The following is a 249-nucleotide window of genomic DNA, read 5'->3' on the forward strand; positions in this document are numbered from 1 at the left end:
CCCACCCCCAGGCAGGCACCGTGCGCGGCAGCGAAGGTGGGCGCCGGGAACGCTGCCATCTTCTGCAGCAGCGGCTCCACCAGCCCACCCAGGTAAGCGGCGGCGTCGTCATTCTCCGGCGTGACCCCGGAAATGTCGCGGCCCGCGCAGAAGGCCCGGCCCTCTCCCCGAAGGAGCAGGGCCCGGACCTTCCCGCGGGAGGCGGCGGCAGCGGCGTCGTCGTACGCCTGTGTTAAATCCTGCAGCGCC

The 249-nt window shown here is 72.7% G+C and carries 1 protein-coding gene; it reads right to left on the minus strand.

Features of this window, described 5'->3' with window-relative positions; translation table 11 throughout:
* Positions 1-249: enoyl-CoA hydratase-related protein (locus ACU18_RS19005; RefSeq protein ID WP_231686147.1), on the minus strand; the 249-nt coding region annotated here is incomplete at both ends.

The organism is Arthrobacter sp. ZBG10 (assembly GCF_001238605.1).
GTDB lineage: Bacteria > Actinomycetota > Actinomycetes > Actinomycetales > Micrococcaceae > Arthrobacter.